This window comes from Streptomyces sp. NBC_00285 (assembly GCF_036174265.1).
In the GTDB taxonomy this organism is placed as follows: domain Bacteria; phylum Actinomycetota; class Actinomycetes; order Streptomycetales; family Streptomycetaceae; genus Streptomyces.
On sequence record NZ_CP108055.1, the window covers coordinates 3,290,362 to 3,311,194 of the forward strand.

At 70.1% G+C, this 20,833-nt stretch carries 20 protein-coding genes and 1 tRNA gene; 8 read left to right on the top strand and 13 right to left on the bottom strand.

Features of this window, described 5'->3' with window-relative positions:
* Positions 1-41: 41 nt before the first annotated feature.
* Both OHT57_RS15155 and OHT57_RS15160 read right to left on the bottom strand, forming a co-directional pair.
* Positions 42-563: a GNAT family N-acetyltransferase gene (locus tag OHT57_RS15155; RefSeq protein ID WP_328746928.1), complete on the bottom strand. Its 522-nt coding sequence runs from the start codon at positions 561-563 to the stop codon at positions 42-44.
* Positions 564-640: 77 nt separating this feature from the next.
* A complete protein-coding gene (locus OHT57_RS15160) occupies positions 641-1,864 on the bottom strand; it encodes an MFS transporter (RefSeq protein ID WP_328753206.1) in 1,224 nt (407 codons plus the stop codon).
* A gap of 164 nt (positions 1,865-2,028) precedes the next feature.
* Between OHT57_RS15160 and OHT57_RS15165 the strand changes: the two genes are divergently transcribed.
* A complete protein-coding gene (locus OHT57_RS15165) occupies positions 2,029-2,994 on the top strand; it encodes a YihY/virulence factor BrkB family protein (RefSeq protein WP_328746929.1) in 966 nt (321 codons plus the stop codon).
* Positions 2,995-3,201: 207 nt separating this feature from the next.
* On the opposite strand, the gene OHT57_RS15170 is transcribed toward OHT57_RS15165, so the two are convergent.
* On the bottom strand, positions 3,202-3,627 hold the full coding sequence (locus OHT57_RS15170; RefSeq protein ID WP_328746930.1) for a DUF6003 family protein: 426 nt from the start codon (positions 3,625-3,627) through the stop codon (positions 3,202-3,204).
* A 174-nt stretch (positions 3,628-3,801) separates the two neighbouring features.
* On the opposite strand from OHT57_RS15170, the gene OHT57_RS15175 reads away from it, so the two are divergent.
* A complete protein-coding gene (locus OHT57_RS15175; RefSeq protein WP_328746931.1) occupies positions 3,802-4,146 on the top strand; it encodes a hypothetical protein in 345 nt (114 codons plus the stop codon).
* Between the two features lie 71 nt (positions 4,147-4,217).
* Here OHT57_RS15175 and OHT57_RS15180 read toward each other — a convergent pair.
* Positions 4,218-4,289: transfer RNA gene (locus OHT57_RS15180), tRNA-Val, on the bottom strand.
* 233 nt (positions 4,290-4,522) lie between these two features.
* Between OHT57_RS15180 and OHT57_RS15185 the strand changes: the two genes are divergently transcribed.
* The 4 genes from OHT57_RS15185 (at position 4,523) to OHT57_RS15200 (ending at position 7,758) form a co-directional block, all read left to right on the top strand.
* The gene (locus OHT57_RS15185; RefSeq protein ID WP_328746932.1) at positions 4,523-5,293 is read left to right on the top strand and encodes a DUF4097 family beta strand repeat-containing protein; all 771 of its coding nucleotides are present in this window, start codon (positions 4,523-4,525) and stop codon (positions 5,291-5,293) included.
* A gap of 79 nt (positions 5,294-5,372) precedes the next feature.
* On the top strand, positions 5,373-6,749 hold the full coding sequence (locus OHT57_RS15190; protein ID WP_328746933.1) for a hypothetical protein: 1,377 nt from the start codon (positions 5,373-5,375) through the stop codon (positions 6,747-6,749).
* Between the two features lie 40 nt (positions 6,750-6,789).
* Positions 6,790-7,008 carry an FmdB family zinc ribbon protein gene (locus tag OHT57_RS15195; protein WP_328746934.1) on the top strand — a complete coding sequence of 73 codons (219 nt, stop codon included), beginning with the start codon at positions 6,790-6,792 and terminating at the stop codon, positions 7,006-7,008.
* A gap of 69 nt (positions 7,009-7,077) precedes the next feature.
* Positions 7,078-7,758: a DedA family protein gene (locus tag OHT57_RS15200; protein WP_328746935.1), complete on the top strand. Its 681-nt coding sequence runs from the start codon at positions 7,078-7,080 to the stop codon at positions 7,756-7,758.
* Here the strand turns inward: OHT57_RS15200 and OHT57_RS15205 are convergent.
* From OHT57_RS15205 to OHT57_RS15215, 3 genes are read right to left on the bottom strand one after another with little or no spacing between them, the layout of a single operon-like run.
* Positions 7,682-8,500 (bottom strand): HAD family hydrolase, encoded by an 819-nt coding sequence (locus tag OHT57_RS15205; RefSeq protein ID WP_328746936.1) that lies wholly within the window; start codon positions 8,498-8,500, stop codon positions 7,682-7,684. The two genes, OHT57_RS15200 and OHT57_RS15205, sit on opposite strands and share 77 nt — an antisense overlap.
* Positions 8,500-10,965 carry a phosphoribosyltransferase domain-containing protein gene (locus OHT57_RS15210; RefSeq protein WP_328746937.1) on the bottom strand — a complete coding sequence of 822 codons (2,466 nt, stop codon included), beginning with the start codon at positions 10,963-10,965 and terminating at the stop codon, positions 8,500-8,502. Before OHT57_RS15210 ends, OHT57_RS15205 begins: the two co-directional genes overlap by 1 nt.
* Positions 10,966-10,989: 24 nt before the next feature.
* Complete coding sequence (locus OHT57_RS15215; protein WP_328746938.1) at positions 10,990-12,153, bottom strand: HpcH/HpaI aldolase/citrate lyase family protein; 1,164 nt, start codon at positions 12,151-12,153, stop codon at positions 10,990-10,992.
* 205 nt (positions 12,154-12,358) lie between these two features.
* On the opposite strand from OHT57_RS15215, the gene OHT57_RS15220 reads away from it, so the two are divergent.
* A complete protein-coding gene (locus OHT57_RS15220) occupies positions 12,359-13,141 on the top strand; it encodes a TerD family protein (protein WP_328746939.1) in 783 nt (260 codons plus the stop codon).
* A 22-nt stretch (positions 13,142-13,163) separates the two neighbouring features.
* Here the strand turns inward: OHT57_RS15220 and OHT57_RS15225 are convergent, their stop codons facing one another.
* The 6 genes from OHT57_RS15225 to OHT57_RS15250 form a co-directional block, all read right to left on the bottom strand.
* Positions 13,164-13,901, bottom strand: a complete 738-nt coding sequence (locus OHT57_RS15225; RefSeq protein ID WP_328746940.1) for a TerD family protein — start codon at positions 13,899-13,901, stop codon at positions 13,164-13,166.
* 104 nt (positions 13,902-14,005) lie between these two features.
* A complete protein-coding gene (locus OHT57_RS15230; RefSeq protein WP_328746941.1) occupies positions 14,006-15,154 on the bottom strand; it encodes a DUF475 domain-containing protein in 1,149 nt (382 codons plus the stop codon).
* 126 nt (positions 15,155-15,280) lie between these two features.
* Complete coding sequence (locus tag OHT57_RS15235; protein ID WP_328746942.1) at positions 15,281-15,856, bottom strand: TerD family protein; 576 nt, start codon at positions 15,854-15,856, stop codon at positions 15,281-15,283.
* Between the two features lie 99 nt (positions 15,857-15,955).
* Positions 15,956-16,531 (bottom strand): TerD family protein, encoded by a 576-nt coding sequence (locus tag OHT57_RS15240; protein WP_328746943.1) that lies wholly within the window; start codon positions 16,529-16,531, stop codon positions 15,956-15,958.
* A 124-nt stretch (positions 16,532-16,655) separates the two neighbouring features.
* The gene (locus tag OHT57_RS15245; RefSeq protein ID WP_328746944.1) at positions 16,656-17,114 is read right to left on the bottom strand and encodes a peroxiredoxin; all 459 of its coding nucleotides are present in this window, start codon (positions 17,112-17,114) and stop codon (positions 16,656-16,658) included.
* A gap of 121 nt (positions 17,115-17,235) precedes the next feature.
* Positions 17,236-17,667: a DUF3052 domain-containing protein gene (locus OHT57_RS15250; RefSeq protein ID WP_328746945.1), complete on the bottom strand. Its 432-nt coding sequence runs from the start codon at positions 17,665-17,667 to the stop codon at positions 17,236-17,238.
* A 381-nt stretch (positions 17,668-18,048) separates the two neighbouring features.
* On the opposite strand from OHT57_RS15250, the gene aceE reads away from it, so the two are divergent.
* Positions 18,049-20,781 (top strand): pyruvate dehydrogenase (acetyl-transferring), homodimeric type, encoded by a 2,733-nt coding sequence (aceE, locus tag OHT57_RS15255; RefSeq protein WP_328746946.1) that lies wholly within the window; start codon positions 18,049-18,051, stop codon positions 20,779-20,781.
* Positions 20,782-20,833: the final 52 nt, after the last annotated feature.

A 20,833-nucleotide genomic window follows, 5' to 3' on the forward strand; every position in this document is an offset into this window, starting at 1 on the left:
GCCGTCGCCGACCGGTGGCCGGCGGCCGGTGGCGGCCGGTCTCAGCCCGCCAGGTCGAACCGCCAGTCGTTCGACGTGATCCAGTGCCCCTTCGGGTACTCGAACTCGGCCTGTCCCAGCAGGGTGAAGCCCGCCCGGCGGCAGACGCTGTTCGACGCGGTGTGCTCCACACTCGGGAACGCGTGCAGATACCGGTGCCGGCCTGCGGCCCGTGCCTCCTTCACGACAGCGCGGGCCGCCTGCGCGGCCAGCCTCCGCCCCTGGAATTCGGGCAGGATCCCCCACCCCGTCTCCCATATCGCGGAGTCCTGCCACACCCGCTCCCAGAACCCCACCGAACCGACGGTCTCCCCGCCCTCCGCGAGCGCGACGCGGTACATCTGCCCCGACGACAGCTCGACGTACCGCCGGTGCCGCGCGACGAGTTTCTCCCCGCTCTCGGGACCGCCCAGGTGCGCGGTCATCTCGGGGCTGTTGGTCCGCTCCAGCAGCCAGAAGTCGCCCTCCGCCCAGGGCACCAGCCGCACCTGCTCCGCTTGCGCTTCCGCCTCTACCGCTGCCATGCCTTTCAGGCTAGACGCCGGGTCTGACAACACCCCCACCCACCGAAACGGCCCCGACCCGCCCACCCGTCAGGAAGTCATCGGGACGAGGTCGGGACGGCCCCGCCCCCGCGGGAACCGCGCACCCGCCCCGCAGGCCGGGCCAGGTGCGCGGCCACGGCCATGACGGCGACGGAGACCAGGACGATACCGGCGCCGACGTAGAGGGGTGCGGTGTAGCCGAGGCCCGCCGTGATCGCGAGGCCTCCGGCCCAGGCGCCCAGCGCGTTGCCGAGGTTGGAGGCCGACACGTTGGCGCCGGCGGCCAGTGCCGCGCCCTGCGCGTAGTCGGTGACGCGGGTGATCATTCCGGGCACGCCGGCGAACCCGAACACCCCCATCAGGAACACCAGCACCACCGATGCCGCGGCGTTGGCCGCCAGCAGTCCGAACACGGCCAGGGTGACGGTGAGGCCGGCCGGCGCGAGGAGCAGCGCGCGGTCACGGTCGTGGTCGGCGGCCCGCCCGCCGACCAGGTTCCCGACGACCAGGCCGACGCCGTACACCATGAGCAGCCAGGCGACATCCGTCGAGGAGAAGCCTCCGACCTCGGTGAACGTGTAGGCGAGGTAGCTGAACGCGCCGAACATCCCGCCGTAGCTGAGCGCGGTCGCCAGCAGGGTCAGCCACACCTGTGCCGACCGGAACGCTCCGGCCTGGGCGCGCAGGCCGGTGGGCGGTGCCGGTTGCGACCAGGACGTCGGCGGGGCCTCCGCGGCGCGGCCCGGCACGAAGGCGACGATGCCCGCGAGCGCGAGCAGGCCGATGGCGGTCACCGCCCAGAAGGCGGCCCGCCAGCCCCAGCGCTCCCCGACGAGCGCGCCGAACGGCACGCCCAGCACGTTCGCGACCGTCAGTCCGGCGAACATGACGGCCACCGCGCGGGACTTCCTCTCGGGCGCGACCAGGCTGCGCGCGACCAGTGATCCGATGCCGAAGAACGACCCGTGGCACAGCGCCGCGACGATCCGCCCCAGCATCATGACCTCGTAGTCCGGTGCGATCGCGGACAGCAGGTTGCCGACGACGAAGAGGACCACCAGGCCGACCAGGACCTGTTTCCGGGGCAGTCGTGCCGTCGCCGCGGTCAGGGCGATCGCACCGACGGCGACGCTCAACGCATATCCGGAGATCAGCCGGCCCGCGACCGCCTCGGACACCGCGAAACTCGACGCCACCTGCGGCAGCAGCCCCGCGATCAGGAACTCGGTCAGACCGATCCCGAACCCGCCGACCGCCAGCGCGACGAGCCCCCTGGGCATCCGTCGCCGTTCTTGGAGTTTCGCGTCCATGGCCCGACCCTCGCGTCGGGGCCGCGGACGGTCCATGGACAAAGAAGGGAAGGCCCTTGGACATACGAGGTCGGGCAGAGGGTTTGATGGGGCACCTGACCTGAAGCAGCCGTACGACAAGGAGAGTCCGCACCATGGGAACCGTCGTCACCGTCCCGCAGACCCGGGACATGATCGGGGACGAGCTCTCCGGAGACGAGGCGTTCACCGCCCTGCGCCACTACGGGGGGCTGCGGCTGCTGGTCGACTCCTTCGCGCGGTTCCGTTACGCGGACGGCTTCACCAACGCGCGTGCCCTCGCCTTCCAGGTGGTGCTCGGGCTGGTTCCGTGCACCGTGGCGCTGGTCGGGCTGGCCACCTCGGTGCGCACGGAGGGCGTGGGCCGGATCATCGAGCTCACACTCGGCCGGATCGTGCCGGGCGCCAGCGCCGCGATCGTCGAGGACGCCTTCGAGGGAACGCGGCGCACCGCGCAGGGCGGTGTCTGGAGCACGCTCGCCCTCTGGCTCGGCCTGGGCTTCGCGCTGTTGAACCTCGCCTCGGCCATGGGCCAGATCGAACGCGGCGCCAACCGGATCTACGGCATCGAGCGCGATCGGCCCTTCCCGCGCAAGTACACGCGCGGGTTCGTGCTCGCGCTCGCCGCCGGTCTGCCCCTGGTACTCGGGTTCGTCGTGCTCGTCGCCGGCGACGCCGTGGGTGACGCGGTGGCGGAATCCACCGGGCGGACGGGCAGCGGACCGCAGTGGTGGAGCGTGCTCGACATCCCCGTGGGGCTCGCGCTGGCCTGGGTGGCCTCCGCCGTGATCTTCCGTTGGTCGCCCCGTCGGGTGCAGCCCGGTTACACCTGGCTGGCCTTCGGTTCGGCCGTACATCTGCTGCTGTGGGTGGCGGCCACCTGGCTGCTCGCGCTGTACGTCGAGGAGAGCGGGGCCTTCGGCGCCCTGTACGGGCCGCTCACCGCGTTCATCGCCCTGCTGCTGTGGGCCAACCTCACCGCCGTCGCGCTCTTCCTCGGCATCGCGTTCGCCGCCCAGCTGGAAGCGGCCCGCGCGGGCGCGGAGTCAGCCGTCCACCCCGACCCCGGCCCGGGAGTCTGACCCCGACGACGGCCGAAGCCACCCCGCGACCACCGGCCCCGACCCACGGGACCGACCACCCGCGCCACCCCCGTCACCTCGCACCGCTGCCCGTCCACCCCACTCGCTGACGTCCGCCCGCCGTCAAGCCGTCAGCAGCACGGCCCCCGCCGACCATTCACCTCGCCGTCAGAGACCACCGCCAACGGCCCACCGCACGCCCCGCCCTCACCCCTCCGCCGCGGCCGTCACCGTCGCCGGGTCCACTCCTGTCAGTTCGACGATGCGGTGGGGTGCCACGCCGGCGGCCAGTGCGCGTCCGATCAGGCCGTCCCGGCCGTCCGCGCTGTCGCGATAGGCGAGCAGTTCCTCCTCGACGCCGACGAGGGGCTCCGGTGCCATCGCGTGGCGGACCCGGCTCAGTTCCTCGTCGCTCAGTGGGACGGGCAGCCGTTCCGCCTCCTCGGGTACCGCCGCCGTCTCCTCGGGCGGCAGCAGCCGCAGGTGCGGGGAGGTGGGCGTGCTGCCCTGCGCGTCCAGCCACGCGCGGACCGCGGGGGTGTCCATGCAGGCGAGCTCACCGACGGCCGCGGGGGCCACCCCGAGCTGTGCGGACGCGTCGTCGAGCAGGAACAGGTAGGCGTCGTCGGTCATCTCGGCTCCTTCTCACCAGCGGCTGATCGACGTCCCATTACCCCGACTCGCCTCGATTACCGCAGGCATGCGGTCCCGCGGCTTCTCCCGAGCGCCGTCGTCCGGTCACACCCGTTCGCATGAACCTCCGGAAGCCACTCGCCACCCAAAATCGAACAGGCGTAGCATTGTGCCGTGGCTGAGACCTATGACTTTCCGAGTGACCTCCTCGCCGGTCAGGAGGAGCTGCATCAGGTCCGGGCCGAGCTGTCGGCCCTGCTCAAGCGGCTGCCCTGGTCGGTCGTACCGCTGGACGGCTTCAGCGACGACAACGGTTGGCGCAAGGTGGAGCGCCCCGCCTCGCCCGGCTGGACCCCGGACGAACAGGCCGAGGTGGAGAAGCTCCGGCGGCGTGAACACGAACTCGCGGTCTTCGTCACCACCCACCGCTTCTGGACGGACGTGGCAGCACCGAAACGCGTGGACGCCCGCACCGGGCTCAAACACGCGCACGAGTCCCGCGCACAGGAGACCTGCTGAACGCGCGGAGGGACGGACAGGCAGAACGACGGAGGACCCCGGCCGAGATCGGCCGGGGTCCTCTCCTCGTGTGGGCGCGGACGGTTTCGAACCGCCGACATCCTGCTTGTAAGGCAGGCGCTCTACCCCTGAGCTACGCACCCGAGACGAGTCGACAGCCTACCTTGCCCGGGCCCCTGCCCTGCAAACCCTTTCTCGGTGGCCGACGGAGTCAGGGTCGGCACAGGGATCGGCTCAGGGTTGGTACGGGGGAAAACCCCACCCCGGATCCGGGAGCGACCCGGATCCCCCGCAGGAGCCGCGGTCCCTAGGGTCGAAGCAGGGTCGCGGACTGCCCGCGACCGCCCGTCCAGGGCAAGTTCAGGGGGAGATCGTCATGGTCCGTTCCGTTCCCGTACGTGCCGCCACCGCGGCCGGGGTCGTCGCGCTCGTCGTCGCGGGGGCCACCGCCTGCGGTGCCTCCGCCGGGGACGACAAGACCCCCGACCACCGCTCCTTCGCCCTCCAGGGCCGCACCCTCACCGTCGACTCCGACGACTCGGCGCTGGAGATCGTCGCCGCCGATGCCACCAAGTCGGGCACCGTCGAGGTCACCCGCTGGTTCCAGGGGACCGTCGCCGTCGGCAAGGACCCGAAGGTGACCTGGTCGATGAAGGACGACCGACTGGTGCTGCGGATGAAGTGCAGCGGTGTCGTCGCCGACTGCGCGGCCAAGCACCGCATCGAGGTGCCGCGTGACATCACCGTGAAGGTCGAGGACGGGGACGGGAGCGTGCACGCCCGGGGCTTCACCCAGCCCTTGAGCATCAGCACCGGGGACGGGTCCGTGCGGGTCACCGACTCCAGCGGGCCGCTGGACCTGCGCACCGGCGACGGTTCCATGCGCGCGGCGGTCACCTCCCGCCAGGTGAGCGCACGCAGCGGGGACGGTTCGGTCCACCTCGAACTCGGCGCCGTACCGGACCGGGTGGAGACCCGCAGCGGCGACGGCTCGGTGACCATCGAGGTACCGAAGGCCACCTACCGCGTGGACGCCAAAACCGGTGACGGCGGTGTCGACGTCTCGGTGCCCCGGTCCGACTCCAGCGGGCACGTCGTGTCCGCCCAGAGCGGAGACGGCAAAGTCACGGTCCGAACCGCGAACTGACCGGCGCGTGTGTTCGTCCCTTACCGGTGGGAGAATGGCACCGGGCCCCGCCAGGACGGACACAGCACGGGAGAGGGATGTGACGGCGACACCATCGCAGCCGTACTCGTCGTCGATGGTGCCGCGCGCACACGGCCAGGCGCTCAGGGACACCCTCACCCTCGTCGGTCTGCCTCTGCTGGTCGCCCTCGCGCTGCCGGCCGCGTTCGCCGGGGGCGGCACCCGCCGTTGGTTCGGCGGGCGCGCGGAGAGCCAGCGGGCCGAGGCGCAGGCCGCGAAGGACGCCGCCGCGGCCGCGTTCTACGAACTGGACACGGCCCAGCGGGATCTGCGGATCTCGATAGAGACCATCACGGCCGTCGACGACTCCCCCGCCGCCCGGCGGGCGGTCGCCGACTTCCAGGCGATCAGCGGGCGGATCGACGAGGCGAGCGGGCGCTACATCGAGGCCGTCGACGCCCATGACCTCGACCGGGACGAACTGGAGGCCGCCGTCGCGACACGCGCGCGTACGGAGCTGACCCGGGCCAAGGACGACCTCGACAACGTCAAGAAGGAGCTGGACCGCTTCGGCGACAGCCTCGGCCCGCTGCTCGGCAAGGCCGAGACCCAGCTCGCCCGGCTCGCCCCGGCCGTCGAGCGGGCCAGGCAGGGACTGCTGGCCGCCTCCAACGCCCTGGACGCGGTCCGGGAGTCGGGGCTGAAGGCGGACGACCTCGCGGCCCGGCTCGCCGCTCTCGGGCCGGAGCTGACCAAGCTCAACCAGGGTGCCGGGCAGCACGGCGTGCCGGAGACCCTGGAGCGGGCCGAGCGGGTCGCCCGGGAGGCCGAGTCGATCCGGGTGGAGGCGGGGCGGCTGCCGGAGCGGGCCGCGGAGATCGACCACCGGCTCGTCTCCCTGCGCACTCGCGCCGAGGCCCTCACCACCCGCGCGGGCCAGGTCGACCCGGTGCTGAGCGAACTACGCCGCCGCTTCACGGCTGCCTGCTGGCAGGACCTCCAGCACGTCCCCGACCAGGCCGCGCAGAACGTGGCCCAGGCCGAACTCAAACTCCGGGAGGCCCGGGCCGCGCGCGACGAGCAGCGCTGGCCGGACGCGACCTCCCTGCTCTCCACGGTCCGGGCCCTGCTCAACACCACCGACGAGTCCGTCTCCGCCGCCGGCGACCGGCTGCGCCGGCTGAACGCCGTGCAGAAGGACCCCCAGCAGGAGATCGACCGCACCCGCTTCGCCCTCCGCGACGCCCAGCGCCTCGCCATGAGCGGCCGCACCACCCCCGACCCCCGGGACGCGCGCCCGCTGGACGAGGCGGTGGCGCGCCTGGAGCGGGCGATCGGCGGCCTGGAGGGCCGCCATCCCGACTACTGGCACTTCCTGACCGAGACGGAAGCGGTGCGGCAGTCCGTGGCAGGGGTGGTCTCCCGGATCCGCGAGGAGCGCGGGGGCGCACACTGACGGCCTACGACGATCCCGGATCGCCGGTTAACCTGTGCGCATGCCTCGTTACGAGTACCGCTGCCGGACCTGCGGCGACACCTTCGAACTGAGCCGCCCGATGGCCCAGTCCTCCGATCCCGCCGACTGCCCCTCGGGCCACGACGACACGGTCAAGCTGCTGTCGACGGTGGCCGTGGGCGGCTCGGCGTCCGCGTCGGCCCCCGCACCTCCGGCGGGCGGTGGGGGCGGCTGCTGCGGCGGAGGCTGCTGCGGCTGACCGCGTAGGAAAGCCTCGTCGGGGAGCCGCTTCAGGCTGCCTTCAGGTGCGCCTGCCTAGCGTGGGCCCATGTCAGTCATCGGCTGGGTCAACGGCCTCATGGACACGCTGGGCGCGCCCGGCGCCGGGGTCGCCATCGCCCTGGAGAACCTCTTCCCGCCCATCCCGAGCGAGGCGATCCTGCCCCTCGCGGGCTTCGCGGCGAGCACCGGCCGGATGAGCCTGGTCGCCGTGCTGCTGTGGACGACAGCGGGCTCGGTGATCGGCGCTCTCGCGCTGTACGGCGTCGGTGCGCTGCTCGGCCGGGACCGCACGGTGGCGCTCGCGGCCCGGCTGCCCCTGGTGAAGGTCTCGGACGTGGAGAGGACCGAGGCCTGGTTCCTGCGGCACGGCACCAAGGCAGTGTTCTTCGGCCGGATGATCCCGGTCTTCCGCAGCCTCGTCTCGGTCCCGGCCGGCGTCGAACGCATGCCGCTGCCCGTGTTCCTGACGCTGACCACGCTGGGCAGCGCCCTGTGGAACACGGCGTTCGTGCTGGCGGGCCACGCCCTGGGCGCCAACTGGACCCAGGTCACCGACCTCGTGTCCGCCTACTCGAAGATCGTCCTGGCGTCCGCCGCCGTCGCGGTCGTGGTCTTCGTCGTCGTACGACTGCGGCGGCGGCCGGCGTCCGCTACGGGCGGGACGCCTTCAGGAACTCCCGCAGGATCCGCTCCCCCGCCAGCACCCCCCGCTCGGGCAGCGCGGTGATCGCCGGAGCGGTCCAGCCCGCGTCCGCCAGCTCCCCGTGCCCCGGCCGCCAGCCCCGGTCCGCGGCCAGCAGCAGGTCGGCGTCGAGGAGGGAGTCGCCCGCGGCCAGTGTCAGGGAGGTGCCCGTACGCCGGGCCACCTCGCGCATGGCCGCGCTCTTGGTGAGCGGCTTCGGGACGGCGTAGATCTTGCGGCCCTGCAGGGAGACCGTCCAGCCGCGGCTCTCGGCCCACACCGAGAGCTCCTTCACCCAGTCCTCGGGCAGCAGTTCGCGCTCGACGACGAGGTAGACGAAGAGGTCCTCGGCGAGGCGGTGCTTGCGCACCCAGAGCGGATCGGCCGTCTCCTCCAGGTGGGCGCGGACCTCGTCCAGCGGGGCGCACTCCTCGGCAAGGCGGGCGGTGACCCGGGCGTGCCAGTCGAGGTCGGTGACGCCGTCGACGAGCAGGTGGCCGCCATTCGCGCAGATCGCGTAAGTGGGCGGGGGGCCGGGGAGGTTGATGCGCTGGTACTGCTTGCGGGTGCGGGTCGTCGTCGGCACGAAGACCGCCGCGTCCCCGAGCTCGGAGAGCAGTGCGGCCGCCGTCTCCGTCATGTACGACAGCGGTCTGCTCTCGTGCACCTCGACACAGAGCAGCCGGGGCGCCCGCGCGTCCGGCATGGTCAGCGCGAGAGCGGCGGCGGAGTAGATGAGCGTGCGGTCGAGGTCGCTCGCGACGAGCACCGGGGCCTGGGTCGTCATCAGAGGGCCACCGCCGTACCGTCGGCACCCGTCGCGCCCCGCGTGTACTTGGGGTGGATCAACCCCACGCAGGTGTAAGGGAGTTCGGCGACCTCTTCGACCGGGACACCTCGCTGCCCGGCCAACAGGCGTACGTGTTCCAGGTCGGCGCCCGCCCCGGCCCGCGCCAGGATCTTCCAGGGCACCCGGCGCAGCAGCACCCGGGTGGTCTCGCCGACGCCCGGCTTGACGAGGTTGACGTCGTGGATGCCGTACTCCTCGCTGATGCGTTCGACGGCCGCCCAGCCCTCCCAGGTGGGCTCCCGGTCGCCGGCCAGGAGTTCCTTGGCCTGTGTGCCGACCGCCTCGGCGACCTCGGGGAATCGGGCGACCACGGCGTCCAGGAAGTCCACCGACACGTCCACGCCGGCGAGTTCGCGGTAGAACTTCGCGCCGTGGAAGTCGTCCGGGCCGACCAGGTCCGCGCGCAGGACCGTACGCGAGATGAGGCCGGACACCGTGGAGTTGAGGCAGGCGGAGGGGATGAGGAAGTCCTCCCGAGTGCCGTACGTGCGCACGCACGAGCCCGGGTCGGCCAGTACGGCGATCTCCGGGTCGAAGCCGACGGGACCGCCCTCCGCCTCGAACTCCTCGATCGCGGCGGCCAGTTCGCGGGTGATCGCACCCTTGCCCGTCCAGCCGTCGACGAAGACGACGTCGGCGGGGTCGTGGTGTTCGGCCAGCCAGCGCAGGGCGTTGGCGTCGATCCCGCGGCCGCGGACGATCGAGACGGCGTAGTGCGGCAGGTCCAGGCCGTGGCGGAACCGGGCCCAGCGGCGCATCAGCACGCCCACGGGGGTGCCGGCCCGGGCGAGGGAGACGAGGACCGGGCGGGGCGAGCGCTCCTGGAGCACGATCTCCGTCACGGCGCCGACCGCCTCGGCGAGCCGCACGGAGGACTCCTTCAGGGCCGTCCGGAACAGCTCCTGGTACTGCTCGCTGGGCTGGTACTCCATCGGCAGCGACTCGGCGTAGTGCGCGCCGCCGCTCTGGATGGCCTCCTCGCGTTCCTCGGTCGGCGCCTCCAGCGTGACGTCCGAGAGGTCCTGGAGCAGCCAGCCGACGTCCTCCGGGGCGTACGAGGAGAAGGCGGGGCCGCGGAGGGGCTCGGGGAGCATGGGGGGCCTTTCGGGGGTGCGGCTGGGGACGACCACGAGGACGACATGCGGGGTGTGCGCGGTCAGCTGTGCGAGCAGGCCGTCGGGGGCGTGCAGTTCGGGGGTGTCGGCGGTGGAGTCGACGACGGCGACGATCGCGTCGAATCCGGCGCCGGCGACGTTGTACGCGTAGCGGTCGCCGGGGCCGTCCGCGGGGGTGTCGTGGGCGGGGAAGGTGAGGCGGGTGCGGATCGCGTATCCCGGGTCGTCCACGGCCAGTACGGGTGAGCGGGTGGTCGTCGAGTACCGCACCTCGGCGTCGAAGACCTGCTCCAGCTCACGGGCGAGCCTCAGGGGGGCGTACATCAGCTCCTCGAAGCCGAGGACGTGGACGCGGGTTGCCTCCGGCGGGAGGGCGTCGGCCAGTCTGGCGGCCATCGTGGGGAGGGCGGACTCCAGGCGTATTCGGTGGGCCGGGGTGAAGCCGTGGCGACCACCGTCCGGAAGGTCCCGGGGCCACAACAGGTCTACTCGGTGGATCGCCGGGTGCGGGTGCGTGGGGGCTGGTCGCGCAGTTCCCCGCGCCCCTGGGTGGGTGACCTCGAACCTTGCTACAAGGTCCTGCCCCGTTTCCAGCACCCCCTCCGGCAGGCGTACGGTGCCCGAGGCCGCCGCCACCAGGTCCACCCTCGCGCCGATCTCCCGCGCGAAGGCATCCAGGCGCCCCGTGTCCGCCTCCGAGCGCATGTCGACCAGGGCGACCACGACGTACCGGCCGCGCGGATACCGCGCGTGCAGATCCCTGATCGTGTTCAGGACCGTGTTGCCCGTGGAGAACTCGTCGTCGACCAGGACCAGGGGACCGTCGCCCGCCAGCAGGTCCGGGTCCTCCGGGAGCAGCAGGTGGGAGGTGGCGTGGGAGTGGGACTCCTCGAAGCCGCCCGCGGGGGTGACCCCGGGGACGGGACGGCGGGTGGAGTGGAGGTACGGGGCGAGGCCGACGCCGTCGGCGACGGAGTGCCCGAGTCCGGTGGCCGTCTCCGCGTAGCCCAGGACGACCGCGCGGGCGGCCTCCTCGTCGCCCAGCAGCTCCCGCACCCGCCGGCCCAGGGTGAACCCGTGGCCGTAGACCACCGCCGGTGACTGCGGTACGTGCTTGCCGAGGACGTTGGAGACCAGCAGATGGGCCCGCTTGGGGTTGCGCCGCAGCGCGAGCCCCAGAAGGTCCGTCAGCCCGGTGTCACCCACGAGTTCGACGCCGAGCCGGTCGGCGACCCACGTCCCCGACCAGACCTCGCCCGGTGCCCCCTCGTTCACTGCCTTGTTCATGCGTCCCTTGGTGTTCACAGACGGTCAGCCGGGTATTCCGGCGGCGAGCAGTTCGACGAAGCCGATGTCCTCGTTGGCCACCCCGAAGACCTCGGCGCGCAGCAGGGTGCGCTCGGCCCAGGCGCGGTGCGGCTTCACTTCGTTCATCTTGTTCGTGTACTGCGACCTCAGCACGCCCCCGCCGCCGCGCTCGGGCCGCAGGATGTCCTGCGCGTCGCTGAACTCCTCGTGGCTGACCACGGACAGCGCGTGCACGGGCAGTACGTGGGAGGGGTGGATGCAGGTCTTGCCGAGCAGGCCGTTGGCCTGGTCGAGGGTGATCTCGCGCAGCAGGCCGTCCATGGCGTGCTCGATGAGCGCCTCGCGCAGTTCCTCGGCCTGACCCTCCAGGAAGGGGCTGCGGCGCAGCTGGGGCTTGAACATTCGCTCCTGGACCCGGAAGTACTCCCAGACCGGCCCGGTGACGGTGAAGCCGGTGCCGTCGGCGCGGCCCAGCATGTTCACCACGTCGGCGATGACGGAGGCGATGATCTGGACGTCCCAGGCGGTCATGTCGGGGGCGCGGCGCAGGCCGTAGGAGGAGCAGAAGTCGGTGACGCCGAGGCGGACCGCGAGGACCCGCTCGCGGTACTTGTCGACCGCTCGGGAGATGCCCTCCAGGGTTTCTACGCGCGTCTCCCGGTACAGCAGCTCCGGCGACTCCAGGACGGGCATGGCGAACAGCCGGTGTCCGCTCGCGGCCTCGGCGGCGGAGATCGCCTCCAGGAAGGGGATCCCGCGCTCCTCGGTGAACTTCGGGAGCACGAATCCGGACAGCAGCCGGACGGCGGGGCCGAGGCGTCGCACGAGATCGGGGATCTGCTCGGGGTGACGGACCCGGATGAAGAGCAGCGGAAGGTCCACGCCGCGCTCCGCGAGGTCCGTGAACTGCCGGACGAGGTTCTCCTCGCCCTCGGCGACGTCCTCGTCGCCGATCGAGTCCTCCAGGCACAGCACCATCGAGACCACGCCGCGCCCGGTCTGCTTGACGATGTCGTCGGCGAGCCGCGGCCGCGTGGCCGGACTGTAGAGCGTGGCGCCCAGAGCCGCGGAGAGCAGCCGGGACGGGGAGTCCGCGGTGAACTCGCAGGGCTCCTGGTGGAAGAGGTGCTGGCGCACCTCAGGGGCGATGTGCCCAAAATGCCGCATATGACTCCCCCGTGGCAGCTGTGCAACCTGTGAACGGTTCACAGGTGGCCGGTAATAGTACGTAGGTACCCATGTCTGAGGTTCCCACCGGGCATGAATTTCAGGTAACGCAGACAAACATGGCCATGTCGACGCCGGGACGGCATGAACCGGCGTCCTCACCCCCGCGTTGTCGTGACCAGGACCGAGAGGGCAGGATGACCGCATGACGCACGCGATGCTGAAGGGGTCGAACGTCCCGCTGGAAGCCACCACGGTACGCGCCGTACTGTGCTGGGCGCCCGGGCAGGGGGTCCCGGTCGTCGACGCCTCGGCGCTTCTCCTCGGCCCCGACGGCCGTGTGCGGTCCGACGAGGACTTCGTCTTCTACAACCAGCCCCGGCACCCTTCCGGGAAGGTCTGGCTCCTCGGCAAGAAGCGCGTCGCCGAGGGCCCCACCGACACGATCCAGACAGATCTGGCCGGTGTCGAGCCCGACGTCAGCCAGATTCTCCTGGTCGCTTCGACGGACAACGCCACCTTCGGCCGCGTACAGGGCCTGCGCATCATGCTGTACGACGCCGCGGTCGCCGACGGTGAACCGCTGGTCCGCTTCGACATCAAGCCGGAGACGGGCGAGGAGACGGCCCTGATCTGCGGTGAGCTGTACCGCCGCGGCGAAGGCTGGAAGTTCCGCGCCCTGGGCGAGGGCTACGCAGAGGGCCTCCAGGGCCTGGCCACCGACTTCGGCATCGTGGTGGACGAGTCCGACTCCCCGGAGGTCGGGGCCGGACCGGAGCCCACGTCGTTCCCGCTCCCCCCGGAACAGCCGGCCCAGTCCGCCACGTCGGTCCCCACCCAGCAGGCCTACGGTTACCCGCAGACGCCGACTCCGGCCACCGCCCCGGTGCCGGCGGCATCGGGTTACGGCTACCCGCAGCCGATGGCTCCGACAGCGGCGGCGGAGTTCCGTATGCCTCCGCAGGGCCCGCAGTTCATCGGTCGGTGAGGGACGCGCCGCGCGGCGGAGCTCACCGGTCCGCCTTCGCCTTGTAACCGCGCCCCCACTGCAGTCCCCACCCGTACAGCCGGTCGAGCTCGCCCTGGAAGCCGTACACGAACTGCACCTCTCGCCGTACGACGAGTTCGTCCTTGACGTTCTCGATCATCACGACCGCGCACGACCGCGCCTGCGGATGCCGCTCGTCGAGGCCTATCTCGATCCGCGGGCCGTTGCTCGGGTACAGCGTCACGATCGCGTGCGTGCGGTCGAACGCCGGTGTCTGGTCGTAGATGTAGACGAAGACCAGCAGCCGCTTGATGGACTCCCAGTGGTCCAGGTTCACGTACATCGTCTCGCCGGACGCCGACCCGAACCGGTCGTCCCCGCTGAGCTTCACGTACGGCGGTGCGTTGACGTCCCCCAGGAATCCGCCCAGCGGCTGGACGACCCCCTTCGTCCCGTCGGCCAGTTCGTACAGGCAGCCCAGGTCGAGGTCGACGTTGACCATGCTCTGGCTGTGTCCGAGGACCTCCGGCGGCCTGAGCGCCTTGAAGGGGTGCCGCAGCAGCGACTCGCGCTGTGAGCCGCCGATGTCGGACGTCCGCATCCGCCAGGTCAGGTTGATGCGCAGGTTCCCGGTCGCCGCACCCTGCTTGGTGAGCGAGACCCGGTTGTGCCGCTTGGTCAGTTCGATCGCGTTGCTGGCCGCGCTGCCCGAGTCGAAGTCGACCTCGCGGCCGCCCCGAAGTCCGTCCAAGAAGCCCATTCCCGCCCCTACGTCCGCGTTGGAAAACCGGCGTCACCTGGAAAACCGGCGGGGCGGCCGGAGACCGGCCGCCCCGCTCAGAGCGTTCCTCACCAGGAAGGGTGTCACACCCCGGACGGGACCTCAGTCTTCTCGTCCGAGCCCTGGGCTTTTCCCTCGGCGGCCGCGAGCGCCTTGTTGCGGCGCACGGACGACCAGAAGGACCAGCCGATCAGGATCACACCGACCATGCCGGTGATGATCTCGTGGATCTGGTACTGGATGGTGACCATGAGGATCACCGCGAGCGCGCCGATCGCGTAGTGGGCGCCGTGCTCCAGGTAGACGTAGTCGTCGAGGGTGCCCTGGCGGACCAGGTACACGGTCAGCGACCGTACGTACATCGCGCCGATGCCCAGGCCCAGCGCCATCAGCACGATGTCGTTGGTGATCGCGAACGCGCCGATCACACCGTCGAAGGAGAACGAGGCGTCCAGCACCTCCAGGTACAGGAACATGAAGAACGCGGCCTGGCCGGCCATGAGCACCGCGGACTTGGGCTTGCCCTCGCGTTCGGCCCGCTCCTCCTCCTCGTGCTCGCGTTCCTCCTCCTCTTCGAGTTTGTCCTCGAAGTAGCCGGAGAGACCGCCGACGATCATGTAGGTGATCAGACCCGCGATACCGGAGATCAGGACGGTCTGTGCCTTGTCGACATGCGCCCCGCCGTGCTGGTGGGCGTTGGTCGCGAAGGTGAACGCGGTGACCAGCAGGACGACCAGCGCGATGCACACCGACAGCATGTCGACCTTGCCGAGCTTGGCCAGCGGCCGCTCGATCCAGCGCAGCCACTGGATGTCACGGTCCTCGAAGATGAAGTCCAGGAAGATCATCAGCAGGAACATGCCACCGAACGCGGCGATCGCCGGGTGCGCGTCGGTGACCAGCTGCTGGTAGTGGTCCTTGTTGTTGAGGGCGAGGTCGACCGCCTCGATGGGCCCCATCTTCGCGGTGACCGCGACGATCACGACGGGGAAGACCAGCCGCATGCCGAAGACGGCGATCAGGACACCGACAGTGAGGAAGATCTTCTGCCAGAAGGCATTCATCTTCTTCAGGACCCCGGCGTTGACCACCGCGTTGTCGAACGACAGGGAGATCTCGAGGATGGAGAGGATCGCCACGACGCCGAAGCCCTCCCACCCCCCGTAGAGGACGGCAGCGACCAGGCCGAGCGCGGTGACCGCGAACGACCAGCCGAAGGTTTTGAGAACCACTGGCTACCCAATCCGTACGTGTACGGGATTCCCCCGTGCCGCACTCGGCTTTACGAAGACTTGAAGCCGAAGTCTAGTCGGCCCCACTTCACCGCCCACCCGGCCCCGGCTTTTGCTCATAACGCGTTATGAGACGTTGACCCCGAAGTCGAGTGCGATACCCCGCAGGCCCGACGCGTATCCCTGCCCGACCGCCCTGAACTTCCACTCGTTCTGGTAGCGGTAGACCTCGCCGAAGATCATCGCGGTCTCGGTGGAGGCGTCCTCGGAGAGGTCGTAGCGGGCGAGCTCCTGGCCGTCGGCCTGGTTGACCACGCGGATGAAGGCGTTGCTGACCTGACCGAAGGTCTGGCCCCGGCTGTCGGCGTCGTGGATGGAGACCGGGAAGACGATCTTGTCGCACTGCGGCGGCACCTTGGAGAGGTCGATCAGCAGCGACTCGTCGTCGCCCTCGCCCTCACCGGTGAGGTTGTCGCCGGTGTGCTCGACCGAGCCGTCCGGGCTCTTGAGCTGGTTGTAGAAGATGAAGTACTCGTCACCCAGGACCCGCCCGCCCCCGCACATCAGGGCGCTGGCGTCGAGGTCGAAGTCGGCTCCGGTGGTGGAGCGCGCGTCCCAGCCGAGCCCGACCAACACCTGAGTGAGGTTGGGTGCGGCCTTGGACAGGGAGACGTTCCCTCCCTTGGCGAGCGTGACGCCCATCTGCTGTTCCCTCCCCGAGAGTGTGCTTCTGTGCTGTTCCTGCACGTCCGGCGCCGCACGCAAACCGTGCGACGCCGGACGAGGAGACCGGGGCCGGTCCTAGACGTTGACGCCGAAGTCCTGCGCGATGCCGCGCAGGCCCGAGGCGTAGCCCTGGCCGATGGCGCGGAACTTCCACTCGGCGCCGTTGCGGTAGAGCTCCCCGAAGACCATGGCCGTCTCCGTGGAGGCGTCCTCGGAGAGGTCGTAGCGGGCGATCTCGGCGCCGCCGGCCTGGTTGACGACGCGGATGAACGCGTTGCGCACCTGGCCGAAGGACTGCTGGCGGTTCTCGGCGTCGTAGATCGAGACCGGGAACACGATCTTGTCGACGTCGGCCGGGACGCCGGCGAGGTTGACCTTGATCGCCTCGTCGTCGCCCTCGCCCTCACCGGTGGTGTTGTCGCCGGTGTGCTCGACCGAGCCGTCCCCGCTCTTGAGGTTGTTGAAGAAGACGAAGTTCGCGTCGCTGGCGACCTTGCCGGCCGCGTTCACCAGCAGGGCGCTGGCGTCCAGGTCGAAGTCGGTGCCGGTCGTGGTGCGGACGTCCCAGCCCAGACCGACGATGACCGCGGTCAGGCCCGGGGCCTCCTTGGTCAGCGATACGTTGCCGCCCTTGCTGAGGCTGACTCCCACGGGTCCTCCATTTGATGTCCTGGGGCCGGGAGCCCCGTAGTGCGTTCGATGTCGGATGCTGTCGGATCAACGATTCGATCCTAGTGAGGGGTTCCCGGCCCACGCAGTCCCTGGAGGCGAACAATCACAGGGTGTCGAGCGCCTTCACGTACTCGTTCAGGTCCCGGGCGTCCGGCAGGGCGTTGACGACGGTCCAGCGGACCACGCCCTCCTTGTCGATGACGAAGGTGCCGCGCACCGCGCAGCCCTTGTCCTCGGCGAAGACGCCGTAGGCGCGGGAGACCTCGCCGTGCGGCCAGAAGTCGCTCAGCAGCGGGTACTCCAGGCCCTCCTGCTCGGCGAAGACGCGCAGGGTGTGGATGGAGTCGTTGGACACGGCGAGCAGCTGGGTGTCGCGGTCGGAGAACTGCGGCAGGTTGTCACGCAGCTCACACAGCTCACCGGTGCACACGCCGGTGAATGCGAAGGGGTAGAAGAGCAGCACGACGTTCTTGTCGCCGCGGAAACCGGACAGTTTCACGGTCCTGCCGTGGTTGTCCTTGAGCTCGAAGTCGGGGGCCTTTTCGCCGACCTGGATCGCCATCGCGTGGATGTCCCTTCGGGGGGCTGTTCGAGTGACGGACCCACCCTACGCAGCGATCAGGGCACGGAAACGGACGGACCGGTCGCGCCGGCCCGTCCGTTTCCACGGGGTTCCTTCAGGGCTACTTCTTGGACTTGGCCGCCTTGGGGGTCACCAGCCGGCTGCCACTCCAGTCCTTGCCCACGCTGACGCTCTTGGAGGCGGACAGCCCCGCCGTCGTCGCGGCTTCGGAGATGTCGCTCGGCTCCACGTAGCCCTCACGGCCGGTCTTCGGCGTCAGCAGCAGGATCGAGCCGCCCTCCTCGATGTACGTGGTGGCGTCCACCAGCACATCGGTCAGGTCGCCGTCGTCGTCACGGAACCAGAGCACCACGGCATCGGCGACGTCGTCGTAATCCTCGTCCACAAGGTCGCTGCCGATGACTTGCTCGATGGCCTCGCGGAGTTCCTGGTCTACGTCGTCGTCGTAGCCGATCTCCTGGACCACCTGCTCGGGCTGGAACCCCAGCCTTACGGCAGGGCTCGTCTCCGCGTGGTCCGCGGTCGCGCTCACGGGTTGCCTCCTGATCATGTCTTCAAATGGGGGTCCCCCCAGGCCCGTACAGGGCGCCGGGGGAGTTCTAGCCACGCGCGTGCGCGAAGCATTGATTGGCCGTAGTCCACACGGGCGGGACGGATCGCGCAAGTACCCGGCGTTTCAGACCGCCGAAACGGTGACGTTCCGGAACGTGTCGACGCAACTCCAGGCACATCATCCCGCTCGTGTCGTGACGCACGCCACACCCTTCTGCCCTCTTTGCGTGTTTGGGAACCATACCCGGGTCCGAGGCCCCGGGTTACCCCGGAGTAGAGATGACGTTTGGCCCCCCGAGGTACACGATGGGGAGCGGTGCAGACATGCAGAAATACGGCCCTCTGACAGGTAAGGAACAGCGTGGCTTCCGGATCCGATCGCAATCCGATCATCATTGGTGGCCTTCCGAGTCAGGTTCCTGACTTCGATCCCGAGGAAACCCAGGAGTGGCTCGACTCCCTCGACGCCGCTGTGGACGAGCGCGGCCGGGAGCGGGCCCGCTATCTGATGCTGCGGCTGATCGAGCGGGCCCGCGAGAAGCGCGTGGCCGTGCCCGAGATGCGCAGCTCGGACTACGTCAACACGATCCCCACCAGGGCGGAGCCGTTCTTCCCGGGCAACGAGGAGATCGAGCGCAAGGTCCTGAACGCCACCCGGTGGAACGCGGCCGTGATGGTCTCGCGCGCCCAGCGTCCCGGGATCGGCGTCGGCGGTCACATCGCCACCTTCGCGTCCTCCGCGTCCCTCTACGACGTCGGCTTCAACCACTTCTTCCGCGGCAAGGACGAGGGCGACGGCGGCGACCAGGTCTTCTTCCAGGGCCACGCCTCGCCGGGCATCTACGCCCGCGCGTTCCTCCTGGACCGGCTCAGCGAGCAGAACCTGGACGCGTTCCGCCAGGAGAGGTCGAAGGCGCCGCACGGCCTGTCCTCGTACCCGCACCCGCGGCTGATGCCGGACTTCTGGGAGTTCCCGACCGTGTCGATGGGCCTCGGCCCGATCGGTGCGATCTACCAGGCGCGGATGAACCGTTACATGCACGCGCGCGAGATCGCCGACACCAGCAAGTCGCATGTGTGGGCGTTCCTCGGGGACGGCGAGATGGACGAGCCGGAGTCGCTCGGCCAGCTGACCATCGCCGCGCGCGAGGGCCTCGACAACCTGACCTTCGTCGTCAACTGCAACCTGCAACGTCTCGACGGTCCGGTGCGCGGCAACGGCAAGGTCATCCAGGAACTGGAGTCGGTCTTCCGGGGCGCCGGCTGGAACGTGATCAAGCTGATCTGGGACCGGAGCTGGGACCCGCTGCTCGCGCAGGACCGCGACGGCATCCTCGTCAACCGGATGAACACCACACCGGACGGCCAGTTCCAGACGTACGCCACCGAGTCCGGCTCCTACATCCGTGAGCACTTCTTCGGCGACGACCAGCGCCTGCGCGCGATGGTCGAGGGCATGACCGACGACCAGATCCTGCACCTGGGCCGCGGCGGTCACGACCACAAGAAGATCTACGCGGCGTTCAAGGCGGCCGTGGAGCACAAGGGCCAGCCGACGGTCATCCTCGCCAAGACCGTCAAGGGCTGGACGCTGGGCCCCAACTTCGAGGGCCGCAACGCCACGCACCAGATGAAGAAGCTGACGGTCGCCGACCTCAAGGGCTTCCGCGACCGCCTGCACCTGCCGATCTCCGACAAGGAGCTGGAGAGCGGTCTGCCGCCGTACTTCCACCCTGGCCGGGACTCGGAAGAGATCCAGTACATGCACGACCGGCGCCAGGGCCTCGGCGGTTACGTCCCGACACGCGTCGTGCGGGCCAAGCCGCTCGCGCTGCCGGAGGACAAGACGTACGCGAGCGTGAAGAAGGGTTCCGGGCAGCAGTCGATCGCCACCACCATGGCGTTCGTGCGGTTGCTCAAGGACCTCATGCGGGACAAGGAAATCGGCAAGCGGTTCGTGCTGATCGCGCCGGACGAGTACCGCACCTTCGGCATGGACTCGTTCTTCCCGAGTGCGAAGATCTACAACCCGCTCGGCCAGCAGTACGAGTCGGTGGACCGCGAACTGCTCCTCGCGTACAAGGAGTCGCCGACCGGGCAGATGCTGCACGACGGCATCTCCGAGGCGGGCTGCACGGCCTCGCTGATCGCCGCGGGTTCGGCGTACGCGACACACGGCGAGCCGCTCATCCCGGTCTACGTCTTCTACTCGATGTTCGGTTTCCAGCGCACCGGTGACCAGTTCTGGCAGATGTCGGACCAGCTGGCGCGCGGTTTCGTCCTGGGTGCGACCGCCGGCCGTACGACCCTGACCGGTGAGGGTCTGCAGCACGCCGACGGCCACTCGCAGCTGCTCGCCTCGACCAACCCGGGCTGTGTGGCGTACGACCCGGCGTTCGGGTTCGAGATCGCGCACATCGTGCAGGACGGTCTGCGCCGGATGTACGGCCCCGACAGCGAGAACGTCTTCTACTACCTCACCCTCTACAACGAGCCCCTCCAGCACCCGGCCGAGCCCGAGAACGTCGACGCCGAGGGCATCCTCAAGGGCGTCTACCGCTTCAGCGAGGGCACCTCGGGGTCGGTCCCGGCGCAGATCCTGGCGTCCGGTGTGGCCGTGCCGTGGGCGGTCGAGGCGCAGAAGCTCCTCGCCGACGACTGGAACGTCAAGGCGGACGTCTGGTCGGCGACCTCCTGGAACGAGCTGCGGCGTAACGCCGTGGCCTGCGAGGAGCACAACCTGCTGCACCCCGAGGAGGAGCAGCAGGTGCCGTACGTGACGCGGAAACTGGCCGGTGCGCAGGGGCCGTTCGTCGCCGTCTCCGACTGGATGCGGGCGGTTCCGGACCAGATCGCCCGCTGGGTGCCGGGCACCTACCAGTCGCTGGGCGCCGACGGGTTCGGCTTCGCCGACACCCGGGGTGCGGCGCGGCGGTTCTTCCACATCGACGCGCAGTCGATCGCGGTGGGCGTGCTGACCGAGCTGGCGCGGGAGGGCAAGGTGGACCGGTCGGTGCTGAAGCAGGCGATCGACCGGTACCAGCTGCTCGACGTGGCTGCGGCGGACCCGGGAGCGGCGGGCGGCGACGCGTAGCCGCTGCGCTCGGCTCGAGCGGTGAACGGCGAGGGCGGTGGGACCACATGGT

Excerpts from the sequence above, each read along its gene's own strand:
- OHT57_RS15160 (WP_328753206.1), bottom strand. The coding sequence starts at position 1,864 with ATGCCCAGGGGGCTCGTCGCGCTGGCGGTCGGCGGGTTCGGGATCGGT.
- OHT57_RS15155 (WP_328746928.1), bottom strand. The coding sequence starts at position 563 with ATGGCAGCGGTAGAGGCGGAAGCGCAAGCGGAGCAGGTGCGGCTGGTG.
- OHT57_RS15210 (WP_328746937.1), bottom strand. The coding sequence starts at position 10,965 with ATGAACAAGGCAGTGAACGAGGGGGCACCGGGCGAGGTCTGGTCGGGG.
- OHT57_RS15225 (WP_328746940.1), bottom strand. The coding sequence starts at position 13,901 with ATGGGCTTCTTGGACGGACTTCGGGGCGGCCGCGAGGTCGACTTCGAC.
- OHT57_RS15170 (WP_328746930.1), bottom strand. The coding sequence starts at position 3,627 with ATGACCGACGACGCCTACCTGTTCCTGCTCGACGACGCGTCCGCACAG.
- OHT57_RS15220 (WP_328746939.1), top strand. The coding sequence starts at position 12,359 with ATGACGCACGCGATGCTGAAGGGGTCGAACGTCCCGCTGGAAGCCACC.
- OHT57_RS15200 (WP_328746935.1), top strand. The coding sequence starts at position 7,078 with ATGTCAGTCATCGGCTGGGTCAACGGCCTCATGGACACGCTGGGCGCG.
- OHT57_RS15205 (WP_328746936.1), bottom strand. The coding sequence starts at position 8,500 with ATGACGACCCAGGCCCCGGTGCTCGTCGCGAGCGACCTCGACCGCACG.
- OHT57_RS15185 (WP_328746932.1), top strand. The coding sequence starts at position 4,523 with ATGGTCCGTTCCGTTCCCGTACGTGCCGCCACCGCGGCCGGGGTCGTC.
- OHT57_RS15165 (WP_328746929.1), top strand. The coding sequence starts at position 2,029 with ATGGGAACCGTCGTCACCGTCCCGCAGACCCGGGACATGATCGGGGAC.
- OHT57_RS15235 (WP_328746942.1), bottom strand. The coding sequence starts at position 15,856 with ATGGGCGTCACGCTCGCCAAGGGAGGGAACGTCTCCCTGTCCAAGGCC.
- OHT57_RS15215 (WP_328746938.1), bottom strand. The coding sequence starts at position 12,153 with ATGCGGCATTTTGGGCACATCGCCCCTGAGGTGCGCCAGCACCTCTTC.
- OHT57_RS15195 (WP_328746934.1), top strand. The coding sequence starts at position 6,790 with ATGCCTCGTTACGAGTACCGCTGCCGGACCTGCGGCGACACCTTCGAA.
- OHT57_RS15245 (WP_328746944.1), bottom strand. The coding sequence starts at position 17,114 with ATGGCGATCCAGGTCGGCGAAAAGGCCCCCGACTTCGAGCTCAAGGAC.